Origin of the sequence: Streptomyces roseochromogenus subsp. oscitans DS 12.976, from assembly GCF_000497445.1 — a bacterium.
Classification (GTDB): domain Bacteria; phylum Actinomycetota; class Actinomycetes; order Streptomycetales; family Streptomycetaceae; genus Streptomyces; species Streptomyces oscitans.
In genome coordinates this window covers 2439667-2442570 of sequence record NZ_CM002285.1, presented here as the reverse complement: position 1 = coordinate 2442570, position 2904 = coordinate 2439667, and the positions used below count along the sequence as shown (strand labels likewise).

Sequence of the window (2904 nt, the reverse complement as noted above, 5' to 3'; positions counted from 1 at the left end):
AAGGATGTGCGGCGTCTGGACCGGGTGATCATCCGGTTCGCGGGGGACTCGGGTGACGGTATGCAGCTCACCGGTGACCGGTTCACCTCGGAGACTGCGTCCTTCGGTAACGACCTTTCCACTCTTCCGAACTTCCCCGCTGAGATCCGCGCGCCCGCGGGCACTCTGCCCGGCGTCTCCAGCTTCCAGCTTCATTTCGCCGATCATGACATCCTCACTCCGGGGGATGCGCCGAATGTGCTGGTCGCGATGAACCCGGCCGCGTTGAAGGCGAACGTGGGTGATCTGCCGCGGGGTGCGGAGATCATCGTGAACACGGACGAGTTCACCAAGCGTGCCCTGCAGAAGGTGGGCTATGCCGCTTCCCCGCTTCAGGACGGTTCGCTGGACGGTTACAGCCTGCACCCGGTGCCGTTGACCACGCTGACGGTTCAGGCGCTGAAGGAGTTCGATCTTTCCCGTAAGGAGGCCGAGCGGAGCAAGAACATGTTCGCGCTGGGTCTGCTGTCGTGGATGTACCACCGGCCCACTGAGGGCACGGAGAGGTTCCTGAGGTCGAAGTTCGCGAAGAAGCCTGAGATCATGGCGGCGAACATCGCGGCGTTCCGTGCGGGCTGGAATTTCGGGGAGACGACGGAGGACTTCGCGGTCTCCTTCGAGGTCGCCCCGGCCGCGAAGGCGTTCCCGGTGGGTACCTACCGCAATATTTCCGGCAACCTCGCCCTGGCTTACGGTCTGATCACTGCTTCCCGGCAGGCGGATCTGCCGCTGTTTTTGGGCTCGTACCCGATCACGCCGGCGTCCGACATCCTGCATGAGCTGTCCCGGCACAAGAACTTCGGTGTGCGCACGTTCCAGGCGGAGGACGAGATCGCGGGGATCGGTGCCGCTTTGGGTGCGGCGTTCGGCGGGTCGCTGGCGGTGACGACGACGTCGGGTCCGGGGGTGGCGTTGAAGAGCGAGACGATCGGTCTGGCGGTGTCCCTGGAGCTGCCGCTGCTGGTGGTGGACATCCAGCGGGGAGGGCCGTCGACGGGTCTGCCGACCAAGACCGAGCAGGCGGATCTGCTGCAGGCGATGTTCGGGCGCAACGGTGAGGCGCCGGTGCCGATCGTCGCGCCGCGCACGCCGGCGGACTGTTTCGGGGCGGCGCTGGAGGCGGCGAGGATCGCGCTGGCGTACCGCACACCGGTGATGCTGCTCTCCGACGGGTATCTGGCCAACGGCTCGGAGCCGTGGCGGATCCCGGACCTGGACGAGCTGCCGGACCTGCGGGTGCAGTTCGCCACCAGTGCGAACCACACGCTGGCCGATGGCAGTGAGGTGTTCTGGCCCTACAAGCGGGATCCCAGGACTCTGGCCCGGCCGTGGGCGATCCCGGGCACGCCGGGTCTGGAGCACCGTATCGGCGGTATCGAGAAGCAGGACGGCACGGGCAACATCTCCTACGACCCGGCCAACCACGACTTCATGGTCCGCACCCGGCAGGCCAAGATCGACGGCATCGAGGTCGCGGACCTGGAGGTCGATGACCCGGACGGCGCGCGGACGCTGGTGCTGGGCTGGGGTTCGACGTACGGGCCGATCACGGCGGCGGTACGGCGGCTGCGCCGGGCCGGCGAGCCCATCGCCCAGGCCCATCTGCGCCACCTCAACCCCTTCCCGCGGAATCTGGGCGAGGTGCTGCGGGGGTACGACAAGGTGGTGATCCCGGAGATGAACCTCGGGCAGCTCGCCACCCTGATCCGGGCGAAGTACCTGGTCGACGCCCACTCCTACAACCAGGTCAACGGCATGCCGTTCAAGGCGGAACAGCTCGCCAGGGCTTTGAAGGAGGCCATCGATGACTGACACCGCAGGCGGGCTGCTGCAGCTGGTCCCCAAGGCCGAGGCCAAGCAGTCGATGAAGGACTTCAAGTCGGACCAGGAGGTGCGCTGGTGCCCGGGCTGCGGTGACTACGCGATCCTCGCCGCCGTCCAGGGCTTCATGCCCGAGCTGGGCCTGGCCAGGGAGAACATCGTCTTCGTCTCCGGCATCGGCTGCTCCTCCCGCTTCCCGTACTACATGAACACCTACGGGATGCACTCCATCCACGGCCGCGCCCCGGCCATCGCCACCGGCCTGGCCACCAGCAGGCGGGACCTGAGCGTGTGGGTGGTCACCGGTGACGGCGACGCGCTGTCCATCGGCGGCAACCACCTCATCCACGCCCTGCGCCGCAACGTCAACCTGAAGATCCTGCTGTTCAACAACCGGATCTACGGTCTGACCAAGGGCCAGTACTCGCCGACCTCCGAACTCGGCAAGATCACCAAATCGACCCCGATGGGCTCCCTGGACGCCCCGTTCAACCCGGTCTCGCTGGCGATCGGCGCGGAAGCGTCCTTCGTCGCCCGCACCATCGACTCCGACCGCAAACACCTGACCGAGGTCCTGCGCCAGGCCGCCGACCACCCCGGCACCGCCCTGATCGAGATCTACCAGAACTGCAACATCTTCAACGACGGCGCCTTCGACGCCCTGAAAGACACGCAGCAGGCCCAGGAGGCACTGATCCGCCTGGAACACGGACAGCCGATCCGTTTCGGCACCGACGGCGCCCGCGGTGTCGTGCGCAACCGGGCCACCGGGGACCTGGAGGCCGTCACCGTCACCGCGGACAACGAGGCGGACATCCTGGTCCACGACGCCCACGCCACCTCCCCGACCACCGCCTTCGCACTGTCCCGCCTCGCCGACCCCGACACCCTGCACCAGACCCCGATCGGAGTCTTCCGCTCCGTCGAACGCCCCGTCTACGACACCGCGATGGCCGACCAGCTCGACACCGCCATCGAACAGAAAGGCAAGGGCGACCTCGCCGCACTCCTGGCAGGCGGGGACACCTGGACAGTCATCGGCTG

At 67.2% G+C, this 2904-nt stretch carries 2 protein-coding genes; both read left to right on the top strand.

Going from position 1 to position 2904, the window contains the following annotated elements; genetic code table 11:
- Positions 1-1851 (top strand): 2-oxoacid:acceptor oxidoreductase subunit alpha (locus tag M878_RS60480; protein ID WP_023546232.1); only part of this gene is annotated, 1851 nt, incomplete at its 5' end.
- Positions 1844-2904: 2-oxoacid:ferredoxin oxidoreductase subunit beta (locus M878_RS60475; RefSeq protein ID WP_023546231.1), on the top strand; the 1061-nt coding region annotated here is incomplete at its 3' end. The genes M878_RS60480 and M878_RS60475, both read left to right, overlap by 8 nt.